The 21340-nt window shown below is 73.6% G+C and carries 23 protein-coding genes and 1 tRNA gene; 6 read left to right on the forward strand and 18 right to left on the reverse strand.

Features of this window, described 5'->3' with window-relative positions:
- Positions 1 to 58: 58 nt before the first annotated feature.
- Positions 59 to 1513: a flavin-containing monooxygenase gene (locus ACERUN_RS10530; RefSeq protein ID WP_370289877.1), complete on the forward strand. Its 1455-nt coding sequence runs from the start codon at positions 59 to 61 to the stop codon at positions 1511 to 1513.
- Complete coding sequence (locus ACERUN_RS10535) at positions 1510 to 2688, forward strand: acyltransferase family protein (protein WP_370289878.1); 1179 nt, start codon at positions 1510 to 1512, stop codon at positions 2686 to 2688. Before ACERUN_RS10530 ends, ACERUN_RS10535 begins: the two co-directional genes overlap by 4 nt.
- On the opposite strand, the gene ACERUN_RS10540 is transcribed toward ACERUN_RS10535, so the two are convergent.
- On the reverse strand, positions 2585 to 3358 hold the full coding sequence (locus ACERUN_RS10540) for a crotonase/enoyl-CoA hydratase family protein (RefSeq protein WP_370289879.1): 774 nt from the start codon (positions 3356 to 3358) through the stop codon (positions 2585 to 2587). The genes ACERUN_RS10535 and ACERUN_RS10540 overlap by 104 nt on opposite strands.
- A 211-nt stretch (positions 3359 to 3569) precedes the next feature.
- Between ACERUN_RS10540 and ACERUN_RS10545 the strand changes: the two genes are divergently transcribed.
- From ACERUN_RS10545 to ACERUN_RS10555, 3 genes are all read left to right on the forward strand, one after another.
- Positions 3570 to 5099 (forward strand): DEAD/DEAH box helicase, encoded by a 1530-nt coding sequence (locus ACERUN_RS10545; protein WP_370289881.1) that lies wholly within the window; start codon positions 3570 to 3572, stop codon positions 5097 to 5099.
- A 15-nt stretch (positions 5100 to 5114) separates the two neighbouring features.
- Positions 5115 to 6077 (forward strand): bile acid:sodium symporter, encoded by a 963-nt coding sequence (locus ACERUN_RS10550; protein ID WP_370289882.1) that lies wholly within the window; start codon positions 5115 to 5117, stop codon positions 6075 to 6077.
- A gap of 214 nt (positions 6078 to 6291) precedes the next feature.
- A complete protein-coding gene (locus ACERUN_RS10555) occupies positions 6292 to 6495 on the forward strand; it encodes a cold-shock protein (RefSeq protein WP_370289885.1) in 204 nt (67 codons plus the stop codon).
- Between the two features lie 117 nt (positions 6496 to 6612).
- Here ACERUN_RS10555 and ACERUN_RS10560 read toward each other — a convergent pair whose 3' ends face one another.
- From ACERUN_RS10560 to ACERUN_RS10615, 12 genes are all read right to left on the reverse strand, one after another.
- Complete coding sequence (locus ACERUN_RS10560) at positions 6613 to 8043, reverse strand: hypothetical protein (protein ID WP_370289886.1); 1431 nt, start codon at positions 8041 to 8043, stop codon at positions 6613 to 6615.
- A gap of 143 nt (positions 8044 to 8186) precedes the next feature.
- Positions 8187 to 9614 carry a PepSY-associated TM helix domain-containing protein gene (locus ACERUN_RS10565; protein ID WP_370289887.1) on the reverse strand — a complete coding sequence of 476 codons (1428 nt, stop codon included), beginning with the start codon at positions 9612 to 9614 and terminating at the stop codon, positions 8187 to 8189.
- A 117-nt stretch (positions 9615 to 9731) separates the two neighbouring features.
- A complete protein-coding gene (locus ACERUN_RS10570) occupies positions 9732 to 10361 on the reverse strand; it encodes a hypothetical protein (protein ID WP_370289888.1) in 630 nt (209 codons plus the stop codon).
- A 120-nt stretch (positions 10362 to 10481) separates the two neighbouring features.
- A tRNA-Ala gene (locus ACERUN_RS10575) sits at positions 10482 to 10554 on the reverse strand.
- An 85-nt stretch (positions 10555 to 10639) separates the two neighbouring features.
- Entirely contained in the window at positions 10640 to 11296 is a 657-nt protein-coding gene (locus ACERUN_RS10580) for a histidine phosphatase family protein (RefSeq protein WP_370289889.1), read from the reverse strand.
- Entirely contained in the window at positions 11293 to 11670 is a 378-nt protein-coding gene (gene rsfS, locus ACERUN_RS10585) for a ribosome silencing factor (protein ID WP_370289890.1), read from the reverse strand. Before rsfS ends, ACERUN_RS10580 begins: the two co-directional genes overlap by 4 nt.
- 13 nt (positions 11671 to 11683) lie before the next feature.
- On the reverse strand, positions 11684 to 12292 hold the full coding sequence (gene nadD / locus ACERUN_RS10590) for a nicotinate-nucleotide adenylyltransferase (RefSeq protein ID WP_370289891.1): 609 nt from the start codon (positions 12290 to 12292) through the stop codon (positions 11684 to 11686).
- Between the two features lies 1 nt (position 12293).
- Positions 12294 to 12455 carry a hypothetical protein gene (locus ACERUN_RS10595; protein WP_370289892.1) on the reverse strand — a complete coding sequence of 54 codons (162 nt, stop codon included), beginning with the start codon at positions 12453 to 12455 and terminating at the stop codon, positions 12294 to 12296.
- 73 nt (positions 12456 to 12528) lie between these two features.
- Positions 12529 to 12990 (reverse strand): hypothetical protein, encoded by a 462-nt coding sequence (locus tag ACERUN_RS10600; RefSeq protein ID WP_370289893.1) that lies wholly within the window; start codon positions 12988 to 12990, stop codon positions 12529 to 12531.
- A 10-nt stretch (positions 12991 to 13000) separates the two neighbouring features.
- A complete protein-coding gene (locus ACERUN_RS10605) occupies positions 13001 to 13636 on the reverse strand; it encodes a CDP-alcohol phosphatidyltransferase family protein (RefSeq protein WP_370289894.1) in 636 nt (211 codons plus the stop codon).
- Between the two features lie 65 nt (positions 13637 to 13701).
- Positions 13702 to 14964, reverse strand: coding sequence for a glutamate-5-semialdehyde dehydrogenase (locus ACERUN_RS10610; RefSeq protein ID WP_370289895.1), 1263 nt, complete (start codon positions 14962 to 14964; stop codon positions 13702 to 13704).
- 43 nt (positions 14965 to 15007) lie between these two features.
- Positions 15008 to 16036: a GTP-binding protein gene (locus ACERUN_RS10615; protein ID WP_370289896.1), complete on the reverse strand. Its 1029-nt coding sequence runs from the start codon at positions 16034 to 16036 to the stop codon at positions 15008 to 15010.
- A 151-nt stretch (positions 16037 to 16187) separates the two neighbouring features.
- Between ACERUN_RS10615 and ACERUN_RS10620 the strand changes: the two genes are divergently transcribed.
- Entirely contained in the window at positions 16188 to 17687 is a 1500-nt protein-coding gene (locus ACERUN_RS10620; protein WP_370289897.1) for a lysyl oxidase family protein, read from the forward strand.
- A 74-nt stretch (positions 17688 to 17761) separates the two neighbouring features.
- On the opposite strand, the gene ACERUN_RS10625 is transcribed toward ACERUN_RS10620, so the two are convergent.
- The 5 genes from ACERUN_RS10625 to ACERUN_RS10645 form a co-directional block, all read right to left on the reverse strand.
- Complete coding sequence (locus ACERUN_RS10625; RefSeq protein WP_370289898.1) at positions 17762 to 18715, reverse strand: electron transfer flavoprotein subunit alpha/FixB family protein; 954 nt, start codon at positions 18713 to 18715, stop codon at positions 17762 to 17764.
- A 14-nt stretch (positions 18716 to 18729) separates the two neighbouring features.
- The gene (locus ACERUN_RS10630) at positions 18730 to 19530 is read right to left on the reverse strand and encodes an electron transfer flavoprotein subunit beta (protein WP_370289899.1); all 801 of its coding nucleotides are present in this window, start codon (positions 19528 to 19530) and stop codon (positions 18730 to 18732) included.
- A gap of 196 nt (positions 19531 to 19726) precedes the next feature.
- On the reverse strand, positions 19727 to 20080 hold the full coding sequence (locus tag ACERUN_RS10635; protein WP_370289900.1) for a hypothetical protein: 354 nt from the start codon (positions 20078 to 20080) through the stop codon (positions 19727 to 19729).
- A complete protein-coding gene (locus ACERUN_RS10640; protein WP_370289901.1) occupies positions 20077 to 20520 on the reverse strand; it encodes a hypothetical protein in 444 nt (147 codons plus the stop codon). Before ACERUN_RS10640 ends, ACERUN_RS10635 begins: the two co-directional genes overlap by 4 nt.
- A gap of 24 nt (positions 20521 to 20544) precedes the next feature.
- Entirely contained in the window at positions 20545 to 21324 is a 780-nt protein-coding gene (locus ACERUN_RS10645; protein ID WP_370289902.1) for an enoyl-CoA hydratase/isomerase family protein, read from the reverse strand.
- Positions 21325 to 21340 lie beyond the last annotated feature (16 nt).

The following is a 21340-nucleotide window of genomic DNA, read 5'->3' on the forward strand; positions in this document are numbered from 1 at the left end:
AATCATGGTGCCCGGAGGGTCTCCTCCGGGGCCGTCCGCGTTCCCTAGATTCGGCCCCATGCGAGACATCAGGGTGGTCATCATCGGCGCGGGCTTCGGCGGACTCGGCGCGGCCCGCGCGCTGCGCGAGGCCGGGGTCGAGGACATCGTCGTCCTCGAGCGCGCCGACGAGGTGGGCGGCGTCTGGCGCGACAACACCTACCCCAACGCCGCCTGCGACGTGCCCTCCCCGCTCTACTCCTGGTCGTGGGCCGCGAACCACGGGTGGCACCGCCGCTACGGCCAGCAGCCCGAGATCCTGGAGTACCTGCAGGGCGCGGCGGCGCGCGAGGGCCTGCTCGACCTCGTCGTCACCGGCGCGGAGGTCGTCTCGTGCCGCTTCGACGACGCCACGGGCCGCTGGACGGTGACCACCGCCGCGGGCGACACCTACGAGGCCGATCTGCTGGTGCCCGCGGTGGGCCAGCTCTCGAACCCGATCATCCCCGACCTGCCGGGGCGCGACTCCTTCGCCGGTCCGGCGTTCCACTCCGCCCAGTGGCGCCACGACGTCGACCTCGTCGGCCAGCGGGTGCTGGTCGTGGGCACGGGCGCGAGCGCCATCCAGTTCGTGCCCGGCATCGTCGACGACGTCGCCGCCATGACGGTCTTCCAGCGCTCCGCGCCGTACGTGATCCCCAAGCCCGACCAGCCCTACCGCGGCCTGCACCACAAGGCGATGGCGCGCTTCCCCCAGATCATGGCCGGCGAGCGGCGCTCGTGGTTCTGGGTCACCGAGAAGCTGAACGCGGCCCTCGAGGGCGGCCCGTTCTACGGCGGGGCGCTGCTGAAGGCGGTCGAGGCCTCCTGGAAGGCCCAGCTGCGGCTGCAGGTGCGCGACCCCGGGCTGCGCGCCAAGCTCGTGCCCGACTACCAGCTGGGCTGCAAGCGGATCCTGTTCTCCAACTCCTGGTACCCCGCGCTGGCCCGGCCGCACGTCGACGTCGTCACCGAGGCGGTGAGCGCGGTCGAGCCCACCGGCGTGCGCACGGCCGACGGCGTGCTGCACGAGGCCGACGTGCTGATCTGGGGCACCGGCTTCGCCGCCACCGAGTTCCTCGCCGGCATCGAGGTGATCGGGGCCGGGGGCACCGACCTGCGCGAGGTGTGGTCCGACGGCGCCCACGCCTACCTCGGCATCCAGATCCCGGGGTTCCCCAACCTGGCGTGCATCTACGGCCCGAACACCAACCTGGGCGGCTCCTCGATCATCACGATGCTCGAGGGGCAGGCCGGCTACGTGGCCCAGCTCGCCCGCCGGCTTCAGCGTGACGCTCACCGCATCGACGTGCGTCCCGAGGTGGCCGCGACCTACGATGCCGAGATGCAGCAGCGGTTGGGCGACTCGGTGTGGAGCACCTGCTCCAGCTGGTACCGCGACGGCAGCCGCATCAGCACCAACTGGCCCGGACGCGTGACCGAGTACCGTACCCGCACGGCCGACGTCGACTGGGACGCGCTGCTGATCGCATGAGCTCCGACACCCTCCGCCCCGGGGTCTCGGCCCCGGGCGCGGACCGGGTGCCTGCGCTGGACGTCGCCCGCGGCCTGCTGATCATCGCCGTGGTGCTGCACCACTCCCTGCTGCTGACGATGCCGCGCCTGCTCGGCGTCTACGGCGACGGCGGGCCGCTGGAGGTCGCGACCCTGCTCACCACGTGGGGCCGACCGATCCGGATGCCCGCGTTCTTCTTCCTCTCCGGCCTGCTCTCGGCCGGGGTGCTGGCCCGGGGGTGGCGGGCGGTGTGGGAGTCGCGCACCGCGAACCTGCTCTTCGTGTACCTGCTGTGGTCGGTCCCGCTGCTCGTGCTGCGCGCGGTCACCGAGCACCGGCCGCTCGAGGCGCTGGACCTGCTGACCCACGTCGCGATCGCGCCGATCTCGGTGTGGTTCCTCTACGCCCTCGCGCTGTACCCGCTCGTGACGCTCGCCGTCCGCGGGCGCGAGGTGCCGGCGCTGGTCGTGGCGCTCGCGGTCCACCTCGCGGTGGTGCACGGCGCGATGGTCACCTGGGACTCCCGGCTGCCGTCGGTGGCGGGCCACTACGTCTTCTACCTGCTCGGGGTCGTGGCGATGCAGCGCCGCCACACGTGGTGGCGCGAGGTGGGCGACCTCCGGCTGCTGCTCGCCGCCGTCGTGGCCCTCACCCCGCCGGTGGTGCACCTGCTCACCGGCCGCTTCCACGCGCCGCTCACGGCCGCCGCGGGGATCGCCGGGATCGTGGTGATCATCGGTGGCACCCAGCGCGTGATGGCGCGGGTGCGTCCGGACACCTCGGCGGCCGCCGTCGGCGACGTGCTGGCCGAGGTCGGACGCCGCACGCTGCCGATCTACCTGTGGCACCTGGTCGTGCTCGCCCTCTGGTGGTGGGCGCTGGACGGCGTGCTCGCGGTGACCGGCACCGACCTCGACGCCTGGACCGAGCTGGGCCTGGCGCTGCTCGGTGCGCCGGTGGGCGTGTGGTGCTCCCTGCGGCTGGAGGACCTCACGCGCCACCGGGCGCCCTGGCTCTACGCCCGTCCGCGTCGCCGCCGCGCGGCGGGTGTCAGCGGCCCTTCCACACCGGCGGCCGCTTCTCGGCGAACGCCCGCGCCCCCTCCTGGGCGTCCTCGGAGCCGAACACGGGGCTCATCAGCTCCCCCTGCCTGATCCAGCCCTCCTCGGTGGTCCAGTCCGAGGCGCTGCGCGCGATCTGCTTGGTGATCGCGACGGCGAGAGGACCGTTGGCCGCGATCGTGCGGGCCAGCGCCACCGCGCCCTCCAGCGCGCCGCCGGGCGCGGTGAGCCGGTTGACCAGGCCGAGCTCGGCGGCCCGGGCCGCGGTGATCGGGTCGCCGGTCAGCAGCATCTCCAGCGCGACGGCCTGCGGGATCCGCTGGGGCAGGAGCATCGCGGCGCCCGCCCCGGCCACGAGGGCCCGCTTGACCTCGGGCACGCCGAAGCGGGCGTCGTCGGCGGCCACCACCAGGTCGCAGGCCAGCAGCAGCTCGAACCCGCCGGCCACGGCCCAGCCCTCCACCGCCCCGATGAGCGGCTTGCGGGGCGGGCGCTGGGTGATGCCGCCCAGGCCGCGGTCATCCACCAGCGGGACGTCGCCGGTGAGGAAGGCCTTGAGGTCCATCCCCGCGCTGAACGTGCCGCCCGCGCCGGTGAGCACACCCGCCCACAGCTCCTCGGAGGCGTCGAGCTCGTCGACGGCGGCCGCGATGCCGCGCGCGACCGCGCCGTTGAGCGCGTTCTTGGCCTCGGGCCGGTTGATGGTGATGATCTGGACGCCGTCCCGGGCCTCGACCAGGACGGCCGGCTTCTCCTCGTTCATGGCGCCGAGACTAGTGGCGCGTGACGCACGACACGCGACCGATCGCGCGCGACGTTTCGTCGCACGACCGCCCGGTGCCGTACCGTCGCAGACGTTGGATCGTCTGCCCCGCCCCGGTCCTGCACTCACGTCGTAGTCGACGCTCACCCGAGCCCGACTCCGTGATCCTTCCTGGTGGCGGGGTGTGAGCACCGAAACGAGCGATCCCGTCTTGTCCGCAGACACCCCTGCCCCCACCACGTTCCGCGACCTGGGCGTGCCCGCCGAGCACGTGCGCCTGCTCGCCGAGCGCGGCATCACCACCCCCACCCCCATCCAGGCCGCCACGCTGCCCGACTCCCTCGCCGGACGCGACGTGCTCGGTCGCGGTCGCACCGGCTCGGGCAAGACCTACGCCTTCCTGCTGCCGCTCGTGGCGCGCCTGCAGGCCTCGGCGCTGCCGGCCACCCCGACCCGCCCCCGGGCGCTGGTGCTGGCCCCCACGCGCGAGCTCGTCACCCAGATCGAGGAGTCGCTCGCGCCGCTGGCCAAGGCCGCCGGCCTGAGCACCCGCACCATCTTCGGCGGCGTCGGCCAGAACCCGCAGGTGCGGGCGCTGGCGCAGGGCGTGGACATCGTGCTCGCCTGCCCCGGCCGGCTCGAGGACCTGATGAAGCAGGGCCACTGCCGCCTCGACGCCGTGGAGATCGCGGTGCTGGACGAGGCCGACCACATGGCCGACCTCGGCTTCCTCCCGGGCGTGCGCCGCATCCTCGACGCCACCCCCGCCGACGGCCAGCGGATGCTGTTCTCGGCCACCCTCGACAACGCCGTGGGCGTGCTGGTGAAGCGGTTCATGCGCAACCCGGTCACCCACGAGGCCGACTCCGCCCAGAGCCCGGTGGCCAAGATGGACCACCACGTGCTGCACGTCGAGCGCGAGCACAAGCTGCCCGTGCTGGTGGACCTCACCAGCGCGCCGGGCCGCACCGTGGTGTTCACCCGCACCAAGTACGGCGCCAAGGCGCTGGCCCGCCAGCTCAACAAGGCCGGCGTGCCCGCGGTCGAGCTGCACGGAAACCTCGCCCAGAACGCGCGCACGCGCAACCTCGACGCCTTCCACACCGGCCGCGCCACCACGCTGGTGGCCACCGACATCGCGGCCCGCGGCATCCACGTCGACGACGTCACCCTCGTGGTGCACGCCGACCCGCCGGCCGAGCACAAGGCCTACCTGCACCGCTCGGGCCGCACCGCCCGCGCCGGCTCCGCGGGCCTGGTGATCACCATGATGACCAGCGACCAGACCAAGGACGTGCGCGACCTCACCCGCGCCGCCGGCATCAAGCCGCAGACCACCCGCCTCACCGGCCCCTCCCACCCGATCCTCACCACCCTGGTGCCCGGCGAGCGCACGCTCGTCGACGGCGGTCTCGTGCTGCAGACGACGCCGGCTCCCGCCGCTCGCGAGAAGACGCCCGCCGCCGGCGACGGCGGCGGCGGCGAGGGGGGCGCCCCGCGCCGCAACCGGCGCCGGCGTCCGAACCGTGGCACGGGCTCGGGCGGCTCCGGTGGCTCGGGCGGCTCCACTGCGGGCGGCTCGGGCTCGGGTGGCGGCCAGCGTCGTCGCAGCGGCGGGCAGGGCTCGGGCAACGGCCAGTCCGCCGGTGGCGGCCAGGGTCGCACCCGCAGCGGTGCCGCCTCCGCGGGCACCGCGGGTCGCAGCCACAGCGCCGCCGAGTTCAGCCGCCGCGTGCGCTGACCCCGTCGTAGCGCCGTGCGCGAACGGTGGGAGCGTCACCAGCTGGCGGTCTACCTGGGCGGGCTCGGGATCGGCGTCGCCGTCGGCGTGCTGACGCCGACGCTGGGGCGACCTCTCGAGCACGTCGTCACACCGCTGCTGGCGGTGCTGCTCTACGCCACGTTCCTCCAGGTCCCCCTGGAGCGACCGGTCGCGGCGCTCGGGCAGGGTCGGTTCCTGCCGACCCTGCTCGCGGTCAACTTTGTGGCGGCCCCGCTCGTGGTCGCCGCGCTGCTCGGCCTCGCGCGGCTCGACGGCACCGGCCCCGCCGACGCCGTCGTGGTCGGCCTCCTGCTCACCCTCCTGACCCCCTGCATCGACTACGTGGTCGTGTTCACCGGGGTGGCCGGCGGCGATCGGGAGCGGCTGCTCGCCTGCACCCCGATCCTGCTCGGGCTCCAGGCGCTGCTGCTCCCGGGCTACCTGTGGCTGCTGGGGCCGGGACCGGACCCGGGCTCGCTGGTCTCCCCCGGTCCGTTCGTGACCGCACTCGTGGCGCTGCTCCTCCTGCCCCTGGGCGCGGCGCTGCTCCCCCGTCGCGCCGGGCCGCGCCCCGCCGCGCGCCGCCTCCGCGCGGGGGCCGACGCCGCGATGGTGCCGCTGCTCGCCCTCGTGCTGCTGGCCGTGGCCGCGAGCCAGGTCCCGCGACTCGACGGGCGGCTCGACGAGGTGGCCGCGGCGGTGCCGCTCCTCGTGGGATTCACGGCGGCGATGCTCGTCGTGGGCCTGCTCGCCGCCCGCCTGACCGGGCTCGCGGTCCCCGAGGCGCGGGCGCTGGTGCTCAGCGGGATCACCCGCAACTCGCTGGTGGTCCTCCCCCTCGCGCTCACGCTGCCACCGGAACTCGACCTGGCACCGGCCGTCGTGGTCACCCAGACCCTGGTCGAGCTCGTCGTGCTGCTGGGGCTCGTGCGCGCCCTCCCGCGCTGGGTCGCGTGACCCCGGCCGCCAGGAAGCAGGGCTCCGGGGGCCGGGAGTGTAGGTTCGTGCCAGTTGTCGGAGCCGTTCGCGCGGCTCGTGGCGGGGTTCTCACCCCGCCGCTCATCCTCACCCCACTTGGTCTTCGGTTCTGCTGGACATCAGGCGTCGCGTCGATGTCATCAGCTCGAGCGTTCGGGCAGGGTGCCCCGCTCACCGACCTCAGGAGGTCACCATGACTGAAGGAACCGTGAAGTGGTTCAACGACGACAAGGGCTTCGGCTTCATCGCCCAGGACGGCGGCGGCGCTGACGTGTTCGTGCACCACAGCTCGATCACCGGCTCCGGCTTCCGCTCGCTCGCCGAGGCCCAGCGCGTGCAGTTCGACATCACCGCCGGCCCCAAGGGCCCGCAGGCCTCGAACGTGAGCAAGATCTGACCCCATCCGGTCCTCCCGGCCGGTCCCCACGACCGCGCCACCCGCACCCCCGTCGCTCACGCAGCGGCGGGGGTGTCGTGCGTCGGGCCCCGACGTGGAGGACGTGCGGAGGGACCGTCAGGGCTTGACGGTGACCGCCGCCGAGTCGGAACCCGTGAAGTTGATGTCGCTCGGGATGAAGGCGGCGGTGATGCTGACCTTCTTCTTGGTGGTGTAGGCCAGCACGGCGACGCCGTTCTTCAGCGGCACGGACTTGAACTTCTTGCCGTTGACCTTGAAGTCGACGGTGCCCGCCGGGGTGCCGGTGGCGGGCGCCTTGGCCTTGACCGTGGCGGTCAGCTTCTTGTTCGCGTACTTGAGCGTGTTCGTGGTCGCGCCGGCGTCGATGATCACGTTCACGGTGTTGTAGGTGCCGGTCACGTACGCGCCCTCACTCGGGGTGTAATCCGCCTTGAACTCCTGGCCGTACTTGATGTAGTCGGTCCGGAACAGCACGGCGCGGCAGCTCGCGGCGCCGCCGGCGCCGACGGGGACGTCGGCGCAGAGCACGCGGGTCCCCTGGGTGAAGTCGACCGTGCCGGTGTTCGCGGGCAGCGGCACGCCGTCACCGGCGTTGACCGTGATCTGGGTGCTGAAGGTGGTGGCCTGCCCGCTGACGAAGCGCTGGGGCGTCGCGTCCAGTCGCATGTAGGTGCCGCGGTACACGGGGGCGATCGAGACCATCGGTGCCTCGGCGCTCGTCTCGAGCGTGGAGAAGTTGCCGATGGAGTAGCTCGAGCCGGCACCGCCGCCGGCCGCGCCGGTCGCCGAGTCGGGCTTGGAGCTGCCCATGCCGCCACCGGTCCACCCGTCGCCGCCGCCACCGTTGATCTCGCTGGTGGAGGGGGCCCCGAAGCCGGGACGCGCGCGCGGGGTCTGGGTCGGGATCATGTCGCCGTCCTGGCCCGGGGTCTCGCCGAGCGCACCGAGACCACCGTCGCGGCCCTCACCGGCCTTGCCGCCCTTGCCGGGGCCGCTGATCGTGCTGACACCGGCGTCACCGCCCACGGTCGCGGTGTTGTTGCCGAACGCGCCGTGGCCACCGCCGCCGCCCGCCACCGCGAGGCGAGGGTCGTCCTCGCCGGCGGTGAGGACGCAGCTCTCCGAGCTGCCCGAGCAGGTCTGGATCGAGCTGGCCTGGCCACCGCGACGCGGCGACAAGCCGGCGGGGTTCGCAGCCACGCGGACGTACAGGGTCGGGTCGAGCCCGACGGTCGGGACGACGGTGACGAGCTTCGCACCCTTGCCGCGGGTGGCGGTGGGGCCGGTGCCCGCGCCACCGATCAGGGTCACCTCGAGGGCATAGGCCGTGGCGGGGATCGTGTAGGTGAACTCGCCGGCGGTGGAGAAGGTGGTGGTCTCACCGATCGTCTCACCGGTGATCGGCGAGGTGGTGCCGGCAGCCTGCGCCGGCGAGGTCGGTGCGGCCACGACGGCGGCCAGCGAGCCGGCCGCCAGCACCAGGGCGAGCGCGCTCGAGCGCGCGCGTGGACGTCGGAAGGAGGTCATGGGAGTTGCTCCAGGGTGGGAGAGGGAGACGCCGCTGCGTGGATCGCACCGGCGGTACTGCGGGGTGGGAGAGTCCGGCAAGGGGACCGGGCCTGCGGGGAGTGTAACCGCAGGCCCGGTCCCGAGCCCGTTCGTCGAGGGGCTCAGTCGACGGTGTCGAGCGCGGCCCGCACGCGGGGCACGCGTCGCACCACCAGCAGGTCGAGCACCAGCACGGCTACGAGCGTGGCCCCGAAGAGCGGCAGGACGACGCCCAGGACGACCAGGCCGCCCGCCAGCCACCAGGTGGTGCGCACCGGCATCCGACCGCGCGGCGCCCCGAGCGAGCCGGCCCGAGACGGCCGGCGCCGCCACCACATCAGCGGGCCGGTGACGCACAGGAACAGCACCGCCAGGCAGAACAGCGCGGCGCCCCAGAAGCTGAGCAGACCCAGGCTGCGACCCTCGTGCAGACCGATGCCCTGGGAGACGACCTTCGCCAGCGCGGGGTAGTCGTCGAACCCGTAGTCGGCCCGGATCTGCCCCGAGTAGCGGTCGACGTGCACGGTGCGCTCGTCGCTGGGGTCGTGGAAGGCGTCGCCCATCACCGAGTACACGCCGTCGTCACCAGCGGGCATCACGATCGACAGCGGATGCTCCAGGCCGGCCTCCTCCGCGACGGCCACCGCGGTGTCGACCGTGGCGACCGACGCCGGGTCTCCCTCGGTGGGCACCGTCGACGACGGCACCTCCGACGCGCCCTGCCCCCACGGGACCTGCACCGAGTGGCTGTGCGGCAGCGACTCGTCCAGGCGCGACGCGGGGTCGGAGACGGCCCCCGGGTCGGTGCTCCACATCGAGGAGCCGCGGTCGGTGGCGATCTGCTGCACCTTCTCGCCCCAGAAGCCGGTCCACGGCAGGCCGGTGACGACCATGAACAGGATGCCGACGCCGGCGACGGCGCCGACCAGGGCGTGGCGGTGCCGCATCGCGGCTCCGGCGGCCTTCTTGGCCCGGCGACGCAGCCGCGCCTTCCGGCCGGCCACGACCAGGTAGTAGCCGGTCAGCGCCATCACGATCGCCCAGCACGAGGCGACCTCGATCAACCCGTCGCCCCAGCGGCCCGACATCAGGTCGCCGTGCAACCGAACGGCGTAGCCGGACAGGGTCGTGTCGGGGTTCAGGGTGCCGAGCACCTCGGCGTCCCACGGGTCGACGTAGACGTCGGTGCCGCTGCCGTCGGCGCGCACGATGGAGAAGGCGGTGGCGTCGTCGGCGTCACGGCCCTCCCGCACCAGTCCGATCTCGGCGGTGGGGTAGGCCTGCTGCACCGCGTCCTCCTGCAGGCTCAGCGGCGCCCGGACCGCCGCGGCGTCGGCGGGGGCCTCGACGCGCATCACGTCGGCGTGCAGCAACGGCTCGAGCTGGAACCGGAACAGGTAGATCAGGCCGGTGGCGGCCAGCATCGCGAAGATCGGCACCACCAGGAAGGAGGCGTAGAAGTGCCAGCGCCAGAAGGCGCGGAACAGTCCCGACGGGGTCGCGCGGCCGGGGCGGCGCGCCTGCGGGGTGGGGTCGTGCAGAACGGTCATGGGAACTCCTCGCGCGCTCGGGGCGCGCACGTCGAGGGACCGCGCCGGCGGACGCCGGTGCGGTGGTGGACGCGCCTGCGAGGGGTGGCCGCGACCGCGGGGTCGCCGACGACGGGCTCAGCAGGCGGGGAGGAGCCGCGGCGGGCCGCGGCGGACCGGACCGCGCGCCCAGACCGGGAGCGCGGGGCGTGGCGCGGAGGCGGCACGCGCCCGGACGCCGGTGGCGCCGCGCCACGGCGTCGGCACGACGCCGAGCGCCAGCGGGACGCTCGCGCAGAGCCGACGCAGAGACGCGACCCCCAGCCGGAGCAGGGCGAACAGCGCCCGCTCCCCCAGCCGCAACCAGGCCCCCACGGCCGCGGCGGCGAGCAGGTGGAGCAGCGCCATCACGGGCTGGTGGACCAGTTCGCCCAGGCCGTGGGCGAACCACGAGGGCTCCGCGTGAGGGGCGTGCGCGGCATGGGATCCGACGGGGACGACGGCCGCGTGGCCCGCCAGCGCGGACCGGGCGACGTGCACGAGCGTCTGGCCCACGACGGTGGCGGTGATCAGGCGTCGGGCCGAGGCCTCACGCCCCAGCAGCGGCCAGGCGGCCGCCGCGACGAGCAGCAACAGCGCGACCACGTCGGGCGCGCCGGGCAGCAGCCCGCCCGCACCGGCGTGTGCGACCGTGCCGGTGGCCAGCACGACGAGCGCGAGCAGCACGGCGCGCAGCACGCGCAGCCCGCCGCCCGCCGTCGTGTCCACGGGCCGAAGTATGCCGGTCCGCGGCCGCTGGTCCGGCACGCAGGCACCGCCGGTGGGACACCGAGGCGCACCGCGGGGAAAACGACGAGAGCCGCCCGGTGCGGGCGGCTCTCGATCCGGTGGAGCTGAGGGGACTCGAACCCCTGACCCCCTGCATGCCATGCAGGTGCGCTACCAGCTGCGCCACAGCCCCGGACCTTGCTTCCGTCGCCGGAAGACGTTGAGAACAATAGCGGGCGAGTGAGGCGGGTGTGAAATCGGGGTGTCGGAACGCCGGATCAGAAGGCCTGGTCGGGCCGGGCGGGCGCGGCGCCGGCCGGCGGGAACGGGCTGCGGTGGTAGGCCTCGAGCTTGAGCCCGCCCACCTCGGGGTGCTCGACGAACTCGGCCCAGCCGCAGTTGCCGAGGGCGCGCAGGGTGTGGAACGCGTCGTCGGGCCAGCCGAGCAGCGCGCCGACGGCCACCCGGATGGCGGCGCCGTGGCTCAGCGCCAGGGCGGTGCCGCCGGAGGCCGGGAGCAGACCGAGCAGCTCGGTGAGGGCCTCGTGCATGCGGGCGCGCACGACCGCCGTCGGCTCGGCACCGGGGGCGCGGTCGTAGTAGCCGGCGCGGAAGAGGTCGAACTCCTCCGCGTCGATCGCGCGGTACTCGTCGTGGGTCAGCCCTTCGCGCTCGCCGAGGGAGAACTCGCGCAGCCGGGCGTCGTAGTGCACCTCGCGCCCGCAGGCCGCGGCGATCGGGGCGATGGTCTGGCGCGCGCGGCGCAGGTCGGAGCACCACACCAGGTCCGGGGTGTAGCCGGCGAGCACCGTCGCGGCCTGCTCGGCCTGCGCGAGCCCGACGTCGTCGAGGTCGACGTCGGTCTGGCCCTGCACCCGCTTGGTGTGGTTCCAGGCGGTGCGCCCGTGGCGCACGAGGACCAGGCGGCGGGTCACCGCTCGTGCGAGACGACGTCGGCGGGGAGCGGGATCGAGGGGCAGTCGCGCCACAGCCGCTCGAGGGCGTAGAACTGCCGCTCCTCCTCGTGCTGCACGTGCACGACGACGTCGCCGAAGTCGAGCAGCACCCAGCGGCCCTCCCGGTGGCCCTCGCGGCGGATCGGCTTGGCGCCGAGCTCGCGCAGGCGGTCCTCGATCTCCTCCACGATCGCGCGCACCTGACGGTCGTTGGGCGCGGAGGCGAGCAGGAAGGCGTCGGTGATCGCGAGCTGCTCGCTCACGTCGAAGGCGAGGATCTGCTGGGCGAGCTTGTCGCTGGCGGCGCGGGCGCCGGCGACGACGAGTTCGACGGCGTGATCGGTGGCAGGCATAGGTGGGTCCGAATCAGTGCGTGGTGTGCGGGTAGAGGTCGTGCTTGCCGAGGTACTGCACGACGCCGTCCGGGACGAGGTACCACACCGGCTGGCCGCGGCGCTGGCGCTCACGGACGTCGGTGGAGGAGATCGCCAGGGCGGGGATCTCCAACATCGTCACACGATCGGCCGGCAGAGCCCGCAACGTGGCGGGGTCCATCTCCGCGCCGGGGCGGGTGCAGCCCACGAAGTGGGCGAGGGTGAACAGCTCCTCGGCGTCGCGCCAGGAGAAGATCTCGGTGAGCGCGTCGGCGCCGGTGATGAAGTAGAGGTCGGCGTCGGGCACCTCCGCGGCGACGTCGCGCAGGGTGTCGACGGTGTAGGTCGGACCGGCGCGGTCGATGTCGGCCCGCGAGACGCGGAAGCGCGGGTTGGAGGCGGTGGCGATCACCGTCATGAGGTAGCGGTGCTCGGCCGGCGACACCGACCGGTGGGCCTTCTGCCAGGGCCGCCCGGTGGGCACGAACACGACCTCGTCGAGGTCGAACCACGCCTGCGCCTCGGAAGCGGCCACGAGGTGGCCGTGGTGGACGGGGTCGAAGGTGCCGCCCATGACGCCGACGCGGCGGCGGGCGGGCACCTCAGGAGTGCTCGCGGCCCCCGCCGAAGGCGATCAGCGCCAGCAGCAGCGCCAGCAGGATGCCCAGGGCGATCAGACCCACCGCCCAGGCGGGCAGGGCGGGGTCCTCGGCGCCCGCCTCGGAGGCGCGCAGCACAGCGGTGGAGACCAGGCTCAGCGTCATGACGGCGAGTGTACCGGGGCGCCGACCCTCCCCCGCCTCGCCGGGGCGCTGCCGAGATCGGTGCAGGCCGAGATCAGTGGAGGGCGAAGTCCACGCCGAGGAACAGCAGCCCGAAACGCACCGTGCGCCCGGCCAGCACGGTGGGGATGTAGAGCCAGCGCGGCATCTTCAGCAGGCCGGCCACGGCAGCCATCGCCAGCAGCGGCGGCACCCCGGCGGCCGCGGAGACGAACATCAGGACGACCGAGAACACCGGCCGCCCGTCCATCCGCTCGGTCCAGCGCTCGAAGGCCGCCCGGGTCTTGGGCTTCATCAGCTTCTTCTGCACCCACGGGCTGTCGATGCTGCGACGGGCCGCCTCGTACCAGATGATCTTGCCCACCGTCGCGCCCGCGCCGGCGGCGAAGCCGTACACCCACGCCTCGGTGGGGGTGTCGGCCTCGGCGGCCGCGCCGAGGATGTAGATCTCGATCGGCAGGAACGGCACCATCGCCGAGACGAAGCTGAACGCGAACGTCGTCAGCCACAGCACCATCGGCGCGCCCTCAGCCGGCAGGGACCGCGGGAGCGGCAGGTGCGGCGGCCACCGGCACGGGCAGGCCGAGCCGGAGCAGCCAGTGCAGCGAGACGCACTTGAAGACGAGCAGCCCCACCGCGATCGCCAGCCCGAGCCACCACCAGCCGGTGACCAGCAGCAGCACCGCGAACAGCGAGGAGTTCACCGCCTTGGCCGGCTTGGACCAGTTCCAGCGGTAGATGCGCTCGTCGACCTCGTAGAAGTAGTTGGGGCTGCGGATCGGCCACGCCAGGAAGGCCAGGGACAAGAACATGTCCACGACCATGAACTCCAGCAGGTAGACCGCCACCGGCAGGAACATCGAGGGCTCGACGAACGCGAAGCCGAGGTAGAAGGTGGCGCAGTTCAGCCGGTCGCACAGCATGTCGATCACCGCCCCGGTGCGGGTCTCGCAGTCGCGCCAGCGCGCGTAGGCGCCGTCGGCCATGTCACCGACCCAGTACACCCCCAGCCCGATCACGAGCAGCACCAGCTCGTCCTGCCAGGCGCCGATCAGGCACAGCGCGAACGAGGCGACCGTGCGGACGGCGGTGATGACCGTCGCGCCGGTCCAGAGCCGCTCGGCCGCGGGGTCGGCGTGCGTCGCGTGGGGTCGTGAAGGCACGGCGGCACGCTACCGCGCGGGGTACGCGATCACCGCACTCATCACCGCACTGATCACCGGACCCGTCAACGGACGTGGCCGTCGCCGGTGACGACGAACTTGGTGCTCGTCATCTCCGGCAGGCCCATGGGGCCCCGCGCGTGCAGTTTCTGGGTGCTGATGCCGATCTCGGCGCCGAACCCGAACTCCCCGCCGTCGGTGAAGCGCGTGCTGGCGTTGACCACCACTGCGGCGGAGTCGACGGCCGCGGTGAAGCGCCGCGCCGTGGCGAGGTCCTCGGTGAGGATCGCCTCGGTGTGGCCGCTGGAGTAGCGGCGGATGTGGGCGATGGCGCCGTCGACGTCGTCGACCACCGCCACCGAGATGTCCATCGAGAGGTACTCGGTGGCGTGGTCCTCCTCGGTGGCCGGCACCACGCCGGGGAGGGCGGCGACGGTCGGGTCGCCGTGCACGGTGACCCCCGCCTCCTGCAGGGCGCTCACCAGCACCGGCAGCAGGGTGTCGGTGAGACCGCGGTGCACCAGCAGCGACTCGGCGGCGTTGCACACGCTGGTGCGCTGCGTCTTGGCGTTGAGCACGATCGGCAGCGCCCGCGCGGGGTCGGCGGCCACGTCGACGTAGACGTGGCAGTTGCCCACCCCGGTCTCGATCACCGGCACGGTGGACTCCTCGACCACGGTGGCGATCAGGCCGGCTCCGCCCCGCGGGATGAGCACGTCCACCAGGCCGCGGGCCCGCATCAGCGCCTTGGTGGTGTCGTGGGAGTCGGCCGGCACCGCCTGCACCGCGTCGGCGGGCAGCCCGGCGGCGGTGATCGCCGCGCGCAGCACCCCCACCAGCGCGAGGTTCGACGACGACGCTGAGGAGGAGCCGCGCAGCAGCACGGCGTTGCCGGACTTCAGGCAGATCCCGGCGGCGTCGACGGTGACGTTGGGGCGCGCCTCGTAGATCATGCCGACGACGCCGAAGGGCACCCGCACCTGACGCAGCTCGAGACCGTTGGCGAGGGTCGAGCCCCGCACCACCTCCCCGACCGGGTCGGCCAGCCCGGCGACGTCGCGCAGGCCCTGCGCCATGTCGGCGAGGCGGTCCGGGGTGAGCCGCAGCCGGTCGACCACGTTGGCCGGGGTGCCGCCGGCCTCGGCGCGCGCGACGTCCTCGGCGTTGGCGGCAAGGATCGCCGGCTCGTGGTCGAGCAGCGCCTGCGCCATCGCGTGCAGCGCGGCGTCCTTGGTGGCCCGGGTGGCCAGGGCGAGCTCGTGGCTGGCCACGCGCGCCCGGGCGCCGAGATCGCGGATCACATCGGTACTGGTGGAGGCGCTGGACACGAGCCCGATCGTAGGCCGGTCGGGGCGCGCCGGACCGGCGCTGTCACAGGCTGAGCCGACGACGACGCTGGAGCCGGGCGAAGCCGGCCGCGTCCGAGCCCGACGCCGGGGCGAGCGCCCGGACCAGGGCCCGGTGGACCTCGTCGCGGTCCAGCCGCTCGCCGATCGCGACCAGGTGGCTGCGCGCGGGCGGCGCGCCCCGGTGGGTCGCGGCGTGCAGCTGGGTGCCCACCCGGTGCAGCTCGTAGTGGCGGGTGCCGCGGGGCGTGGCGACCTCGACCACCCCCTTCATCCGGTACACCCCCGGCGGCGGGTCCTCCAACACGTCCAGCACCGCCCCCGGGGCGACCGGACCCGCGGCGTCGACGCTCACCGCGACGGCGTGGACGTGGTGCCCGCCGTCGCGACCGGGTGCGCCGAGGTCGAGGACGTACTGCCCCGACTCCTCCACCGCCGGATGTGCGGCGTCGGCGGCGACGTCGTAGACCAGCTCCGGGTCGAGCCGACCCCGCGGTGCCTCCACGACCAGCGCGGTGGGGTTGACCTCGGCGATCCGGGCCCGGAGGCGCGCCACGACGCCGTCCCGCGCCTCGGCGGGCAGCAGGTCGGTCTTGGTGATCGCGACCAGGGTGGCCACCGCGAAGCGCGCCGGCGGGGCGCCGCGCTCGTCCAGCACCTCCTCGGCCCGCGTGGCGTCCACGACGTCGACGTGCCCGCCGGGGCGCACCCGCTCCACCCCGCTGAAGCGGATCAGCCGGGCCAGGGTCAGCGGCTCCGCGACACCGCTGGCCTCCAGGACCACCACGTCGAGGCGCAGCCGGGGGTCACTCAGCCGCTCCAGCGCCTCGTCGAGGCCGCCGGAGTCGTCCAGGCAGCACACGCAGCCCCCGGCCAGCGAGGCGGCGGCGTCGATGTGGCCGGTGAGCAGGCCGGCGTCGACGTTGATCTCACCGAGGTCGTTGACGATCACCCCGACCCGGGCCGCAGGACGGCGCAGCAGGTGGTTGAGCAGGGTCGTCTTGCCCGAGCCGAGCGGTCCGGTCAGGGCCACCACCGGGAGACGCGACACCACGGGTCCATCGTGGCACGCGGCCCTCCGCGCCCGACGTCCGCCCGCGGTCGACGGACCTCGCGTAGCGTCCTCGGCAACCGAACGGCGCTGCGGGACGTCCACACAGGTGAACCGGCCCCGATCGGGTCACCCCCATCAGCAGGAGAACGTCGTGTCCCCACGCCCCATCCCGTCCCGTCCGCACCCGCGCCTGCGCGCCCTCACCGCCGTCGCGGCGCTCGCCGCGACCGTGCCCCTCGGTGCGGTCGGCACTGCCGAGGCCGACCCGGCCGCCCCGAGCCTGCGCCTGGAGGCGCCCGCCAAGCTCACCGTGTTCAGCGATCACGGCCGCGTCTTCACCGACCTCGGTCTGCGGGTCATCGCCGAGGGCGCGCCCTTCGAGCTGCGCACCGTGCGGCCCTCCTACGACGACGGACTCGTCGTCACCGCCACCCAGGGCGAGCGCAGCACGGTGCTGCCGGCCGGGTCCACCACCACCTTCGGCGGCCTGGACAACCTGGTGCGGCTGCGACTCCAGCGCCTCACCTCGGCCGGCACCCCCACCGGCACCCCGACCACGGTGCGCCGCACCGCGTGCATCGGCGAGGTGACCGAGCGCGACAACCCCGACGCCGCGCCGACCTCGCCGTACCCCCAGAACTGCTACTACAACCCGTACAGCCTCGGCGCCGTGCAGGGCGTCCAGGAGGGCTGGTCGGCCAGCCTCATCCAGCCCTACACCCAGTTCCGCGCTGCGCCGGGCCGCTACGAGGTGACGATCGACCTGCGGCCCAAGGTCGCCGCGGCGCTCGGGATCGAGGACCCCACGACGACCGTGCGACTCACGGTCAAGGACGCCGAGGCCGGACACGGCGAGGACGACCACGGCCACCGGCCCGGGGGCGTCGGGCCCCGCCCGGCCGGCCGGGCGCCGTCGGGACCCGCCACCGCCCCCGCCGTGGACGGCCCGCAGCCCGACCTGCGCTCCCTGCCCGCCTGGGGCATCCAGGTCTCACCCAGCGGCAAGTACCTCCAGTTCTCCGCCACGGTCTGGAACGCCGGCGACAGCCCGCTGGTGGTCGACGGCTTCCGCCGCAGCGGCGAGGACGTGATGGACGGCTACCAGTACTTCTTCGACGCCGACGGGCAGCAGGTGGGGTACTCCCCCGTCGGCTCGTTCGAGTGGGACGGCAAGCCGACCCACCAGCACTGGCACTTCCGCGACTTCGCCTCCTACACCCTGCTGCGCGCGGACAGGACCGCGATCGTGAAGTCGCGCAAGGAGGCCTTCTGCCTGGCCAACACCGACGCCGTCGACCTCACCGTGGAGGGCGCGGACTGGAAGGTCTACTCCGACGACCTCACCACGGCGTGCGGGGAGTACACCTCCCGCTCGATCCGCGAGGTGCTCTCCGCCGGCTGGGGCGACACCTACGGCCAGTTCCGGGCCGGGCAGTCCTTCCGGATCGACAACCTGCCCAACGGCGTCTACTACATCGAGGTCAAGGGCAACCCCAACAGCACGCTGGTGGAGTCGGACGAGACCAACAACGTCTCGCTGCGCCGCATCGTGCTGGGCGGCACGGGCGCCGCGCGCACCGTGAAGGTGGAGAAGGTCGGGCGGATCGAGGAGCCCGACGAGGTCGCGTTCGGCCGCCCCGGACACCCCTGACGTCCACGCGGAACGGCCCGCCACCTTGAGTGAGGTGGCGGGCCGTTCGGCGTGCCGATGAGCGGCGGGGGCGCTCAGCCCTTGCGCTGGTTGATCGCCTCGGTGGCGGCCGGGAGCACGGCGTGGAGGTCGCCCACGACGCCGAAGTCGACGAGCTCGAAGATCGGCGCCTCCTCGTCCTTGTTGACCGCGACGATGGTCTTCGAGGTCTGCATGCCGGCGCGGTGCTGGATCGCACCGGAGATGCCGTTGGCCACGTAGAGCTGCGGCGAGACGGTCTTGCCGGTCTGGCCGACCTGGAAGGTGTGGGGCATCCAGCCGGAGTCGACGGCGGCGCGCGAGGCGCCGACGGCGGCACCGAGGGCGTCGGCGAGGCCCTCGATCGGCTCGAAGTTGCCGCCGGTGCCACGGCCGCCGGAGACCACGATCGCGGCCTCGGTGAGCTCGGGGCGGCCCGAGGACTGCCGCGGCTGCGAGGCCACGATCTGAGCGGTCTTGGCGGCGTCGGAGATGGTCACGGCGACCTGCTCGACGGTGCCGGCACCGGCCTTCTCCACCGGGGCGGCGGAGTTGGGCTTGACCGTGATGATCGGGGTGCCCTTGGTGACCTTCGCCTGCACGGTGTAGTTGCCGGCGAACACGCTCTGCGTGGTGGTGCCGTCCTCGGCGAGGTCCACGGCGTCGGTGATCAGACCGGACTCGAGGCGGATCGCCAGGCGGCCGGCGATCTCCTTGCCCTCGTAGCCGGAGACGATGAGGACCGCGGCCGGGGAGGTCTTCTCGGCGAGCTGCTGCAGCGCCTCGACCTTGGGGGCCACGAGGTAGCCCTTGATCTCGGCGTCGTCGACGACGTAGACCTTCTCGGCGCCGAAGGCGGTGAGCTTCTCCGCCGCGGCGCCGGCGACGTCGGCGCCACCGATGAACACGGCCGAGGGCGAGCCGAGCTTGGCGGCCAGGGCGAGCAGCTCGAGGGTGGGCTTGCGGACCGCGCCGTTGACGTGGTCGACCAGAACCAGGACTTCAGACATCTCTTCTTCGCTCCTCAGATGAACTTCTTCGAGGCGAGGAAGTCGGTGAGCGCCGAAGCGCCCGAGCCGTCCTCGTCCTTCACGATCTCGCCGGCGCTGCGGGGCGGACGCGCGGCGGTGTCGGCCACGGTGGTCCACGCGACGCTGAGGCCCACCTGCGCGGCGTCGACGCCGAGGTCGGCCAGCGAGTAGGTCTCCAGCGGCTTCTTCTTGGCCGCCATGATGCCCTTGAACGAGGGGTAGCGGGCCTCACCGGTCTGGTCGGTGACCGACATGACCAGGGGCAGGGTGCCGCCGATGACCTCGGTGGCGGTGTCGCCGTCGCGCTTGATGCGGACCTGGTCGCCCTGGCGCTCGATGAGCGCGGCGAAGGTGACCTGCGGCAGGCCGAGGCGCTCGGCGAGCATCGCAGGCACGACCGACATCGAGGCGTCGGTGGAGGCCATGCCGCACATCACGAGGTCGACCTTCTCGGTCGCACCGATCTTCTCGATCGCCTTGGCGAGCACCAGCGAGGTGGCGATCGCGTCCGAGCCGGCGATGGCGTCGTCGGACACCAGGACGCCCTCGTCGGCGCCCATCTGCAGGGCCTTGCGGACGGCGTCCACGGCCTTGTCGGGGCCGACGCACAGCGCGGTGACCTTGACGTCCTCGCCCTCGGCCTTCTCCTTCAGCACCAGGGCCTGCTCGACGGCGTACTCGTCGAGCTCGGAGAGCAGGCCGTCGACGCCGACGCGGTCCACGGTGTTGTCCGCCTCGAACCGCCGGTCGGCGGTCGCGTCGGGGACGTACTTCACACAGACGACAATGTTCATGGTGGTGTGGCCCGGGGGCCCCTCCTGATGCACTCGGGTCGGCGTGGTCCGTGTCCGGACCGCGCCGAGGTGAAGCGGCTGATGGGTCTTCCTAGATTACCGCCGGGTCACCATCTGTTGAACGGTCGTCCGAGGACGACTACCTCACACTCCGCGGCAGGTCAGCGGGCACCCGTGCCTCGCCGACGCGGAGCGCTCACCCGGAGGGATGAACGTCGGCGTCGACGGGCCGCCCCCGCACCAGCCGCTCCCCCACCGAGCCGAGCCCCAGCCACACCACCGCCGCGAGGCCGTAGCAGACCAGCACGGTGGCCGGGGTGGGCGGCGGACCGTCGCCGAGCACGACCACCGGGTCGGTGAGGTCGAACGCACCCAGATCGAGCGCGTCGGCCACCGTCAGCAGCTGCCGTGCCGGCGACGCCGTCGCGTCGACGTCGAGCACCAGCACCAGGGCCGCAGCCGCCAGGGCGAGCGCGAACACCCGGGTGGTCCCCCAGACCAGGCGCCCGAGCACCCGCCGCGCGCGCCCCGGGGACCTCGCGTCGCTCACGCCGGCGCCGTGTCGGTCGCCACGCGCTCGAGCACCCGCGCGAGGCCCAGGCCGAGGCCGAGCCACACCAGCGCGGCGAGGCCGTAGTTCAGCAGGACCCGATCGGCGGGGGCGGCGTGGCTGTCGACCGCGGAGACGTCGAGGTCCGCGAGGTCGGGACCGCTGTCGGTGATGAAGAAGGAGGAGGCCGACGGGTCCTCGGCCCCCAGGGGCGAGGTGCCGAGGTCGAACAGGCCCAGGTCGAGCAGCTGCCCGGTCTCCACCGCGACCGCGAACACCGGCGAGGTCGACGAGCCCTCGCTCCAGGCCCGGACCGCCCGGTTCTCCTCGCTCGGGTCGAGGATCAGGACGGCACCGACGAGCGCGAGCAGGGCCGCCGCGACGCGGGTGGCCCAGCGCACGGCGGTCGCCGCCGAGGCGGCCGGGGAGGACGTGGTCATCGGCGCGGGGTCCGGGTCCGGTACTCAGCGACCGACGAAGACGGCCTTGCCGGGCCCGTTCTCCACGAACGAGGTCATGCCGCGCTCGCGGTCCTCGGTGGCGAACAGCCCGGCGAACTGCATCCGCTCGATCTCCAGGCCGGTCGCGAGGTCGGTCTCCAGACCCCGGTCGATGGCGGTCTTGGCCGCCCGGAGCGCGAGGGCGGCCGCCCCGGCGAACTGCGAGGCCCACGCCACGGCCTCGGCGTAGACCCGGTCGGCCGGGAAGAGCCGGTCGACCAGCCCGATCTCGAGCGCCTCGGCGGCCTTGACGAACCGGCCGGTGTAGATGAGGTCCTTGGCCCGGCTGGGACCGACCAGCCGCGAGAGCCGCTGCGTGCCGCCGGCGCCGGGGATGATGCCGAGCAGGATCTCGGGCTGCCCGAAGGTGGCGTCGTCGGCCGCGAAGCGCAGGTCGGCGGCCAGCGCCAGCTCGCAGCCGCCGCCCAGGGCGTAGCCGGTGACGGCGGCGACGGTCGGCTTCGGGATCGCGGCGACGGCGTCGACGGCGGACTGCACGGACTCGCTGACCACCACCATCTCGGCGTAGGAGAGGTCGGCCATCTCCTTGACGTCGTTGCCGGCGGCGAACACGCGCTCGCCGCCGTAGATGACCACGGCCCGGACGTCGTCGCGCTCGGTGGCCTCGGCGGCGGCCTGACGCAGCTCGGCCTGCACCTGGGTGCTGATGGCGTTCATCTTCGGCCGGTCCAGCCGGATGGTGCCGACGCCGTCCGCGACCTCGAGCCGCACGAACTCCGACATGTCCTGCTCCTTCGAC

Source organism: Nocardioides sp. (assembly GCF_964229035.1).
In the GTDB taxonomy this organism is placed as follows: domain Bacteria; phylum Actinomycetota; class Actinomycetes; order Propionibacteriales; family Nocardioidaceae; genus Nocardioides.

Bases quoted from the DNA above. Each gene is read 5' to 3' on its own strand.
- ACERUN_RS10535 (WP_370289878.1), top strand. From the start codon at position 1,510: ATGAGCTCCGACACCCTCCGCCCCGGGGTCTCGGCCCCGGGCGCGGAC.
- ACERUN_RS10630 (WP_370289899.1), bottom strand. From the start codon at position 19,530: ATGAACATTGTCGTCTGTGTGAAGTACGTCCCCGACGCGACCGCCGAC.
- ACERUN_RS10540 (WP_370289879.1), bottom strand. From the start codon at position 3,358: ATGAACGAGGAGAAGCCGGCCGTCCTGGTCGAGGCCCGGGACGGCGTC.
- ACERUN_RS10595 (WP_370289892.1), bottom strand. From the start codon at position 12,455: ATGACGCTGAGCCTGGTCTCCACCGCTGTGCTGCGCGCCTCCGAGGCG.
- rsfS (WP_370289890.1), bottom strand. From the start codon at position 11,670: ATGCCTGCCACCGATCACGCCGTCGAACTCGTCGTCGCCGGCGCCCGC.
- ACERUN_RS10625 (WP_370289898.1), bottom strand. From the start codon at position 18,715: ATGTCTGAAGTCCTGGTTCTGGTCGACCACGTCAACGGCGCGGTCCGC.
- ACERUN_RS10645 (WP_370289902.1), bottom strand. From the start codon at position 21,324: ATGTCGGAGTTCGTGCGGCTCGAGGTCGCGGACGGCGTCGGCACCATC.
- ACERUN_RS10600 (WP_370289893.1), bottom strand. From the start codon at position 12,990: ATGGTGCTGTGGCTGACGACGTTCGCGTTCAGCTTCGTCTCGGCGATG.
- ACERUN_RS10565 (WP_370289887.1), bottom strand. From the start codon at position 9,614: ATGACCGTTCTGCACGACCCCACCCCGCAGGCGCGCCGCCCCGGCCGC.
- ACERUN_RS10530 (WP_370289877.1), top strand. From the start codon at position 59: ATGCGAGACATCAGGGTGGTCATCATCGGCGCGGGCTTCGGCGGACTC.
- ACERUN_RS10640 (WP_370289901.1), bottom strand. From the start codon at position 20,520: ATGACCACGTCCTCCCCGGCCGCCTCGGCGGCGACCGCCGTGCGCTGG.
- ACERUN_RS10560 (WP_370289886.1), bottom strand. From the start codon at position 8,043: ATGACCTCCTTCCGACGTCCACGCGCGCGCTCGAGCGCGCTCGCCCTG.
- ACERUN_RS10555 (WP_370289885.1), top strand. From the start codon at position 6,292: ATGACTGAAGGAACCGTGAAGTGGTTCAACGACGACAAGGGCTTCGGC.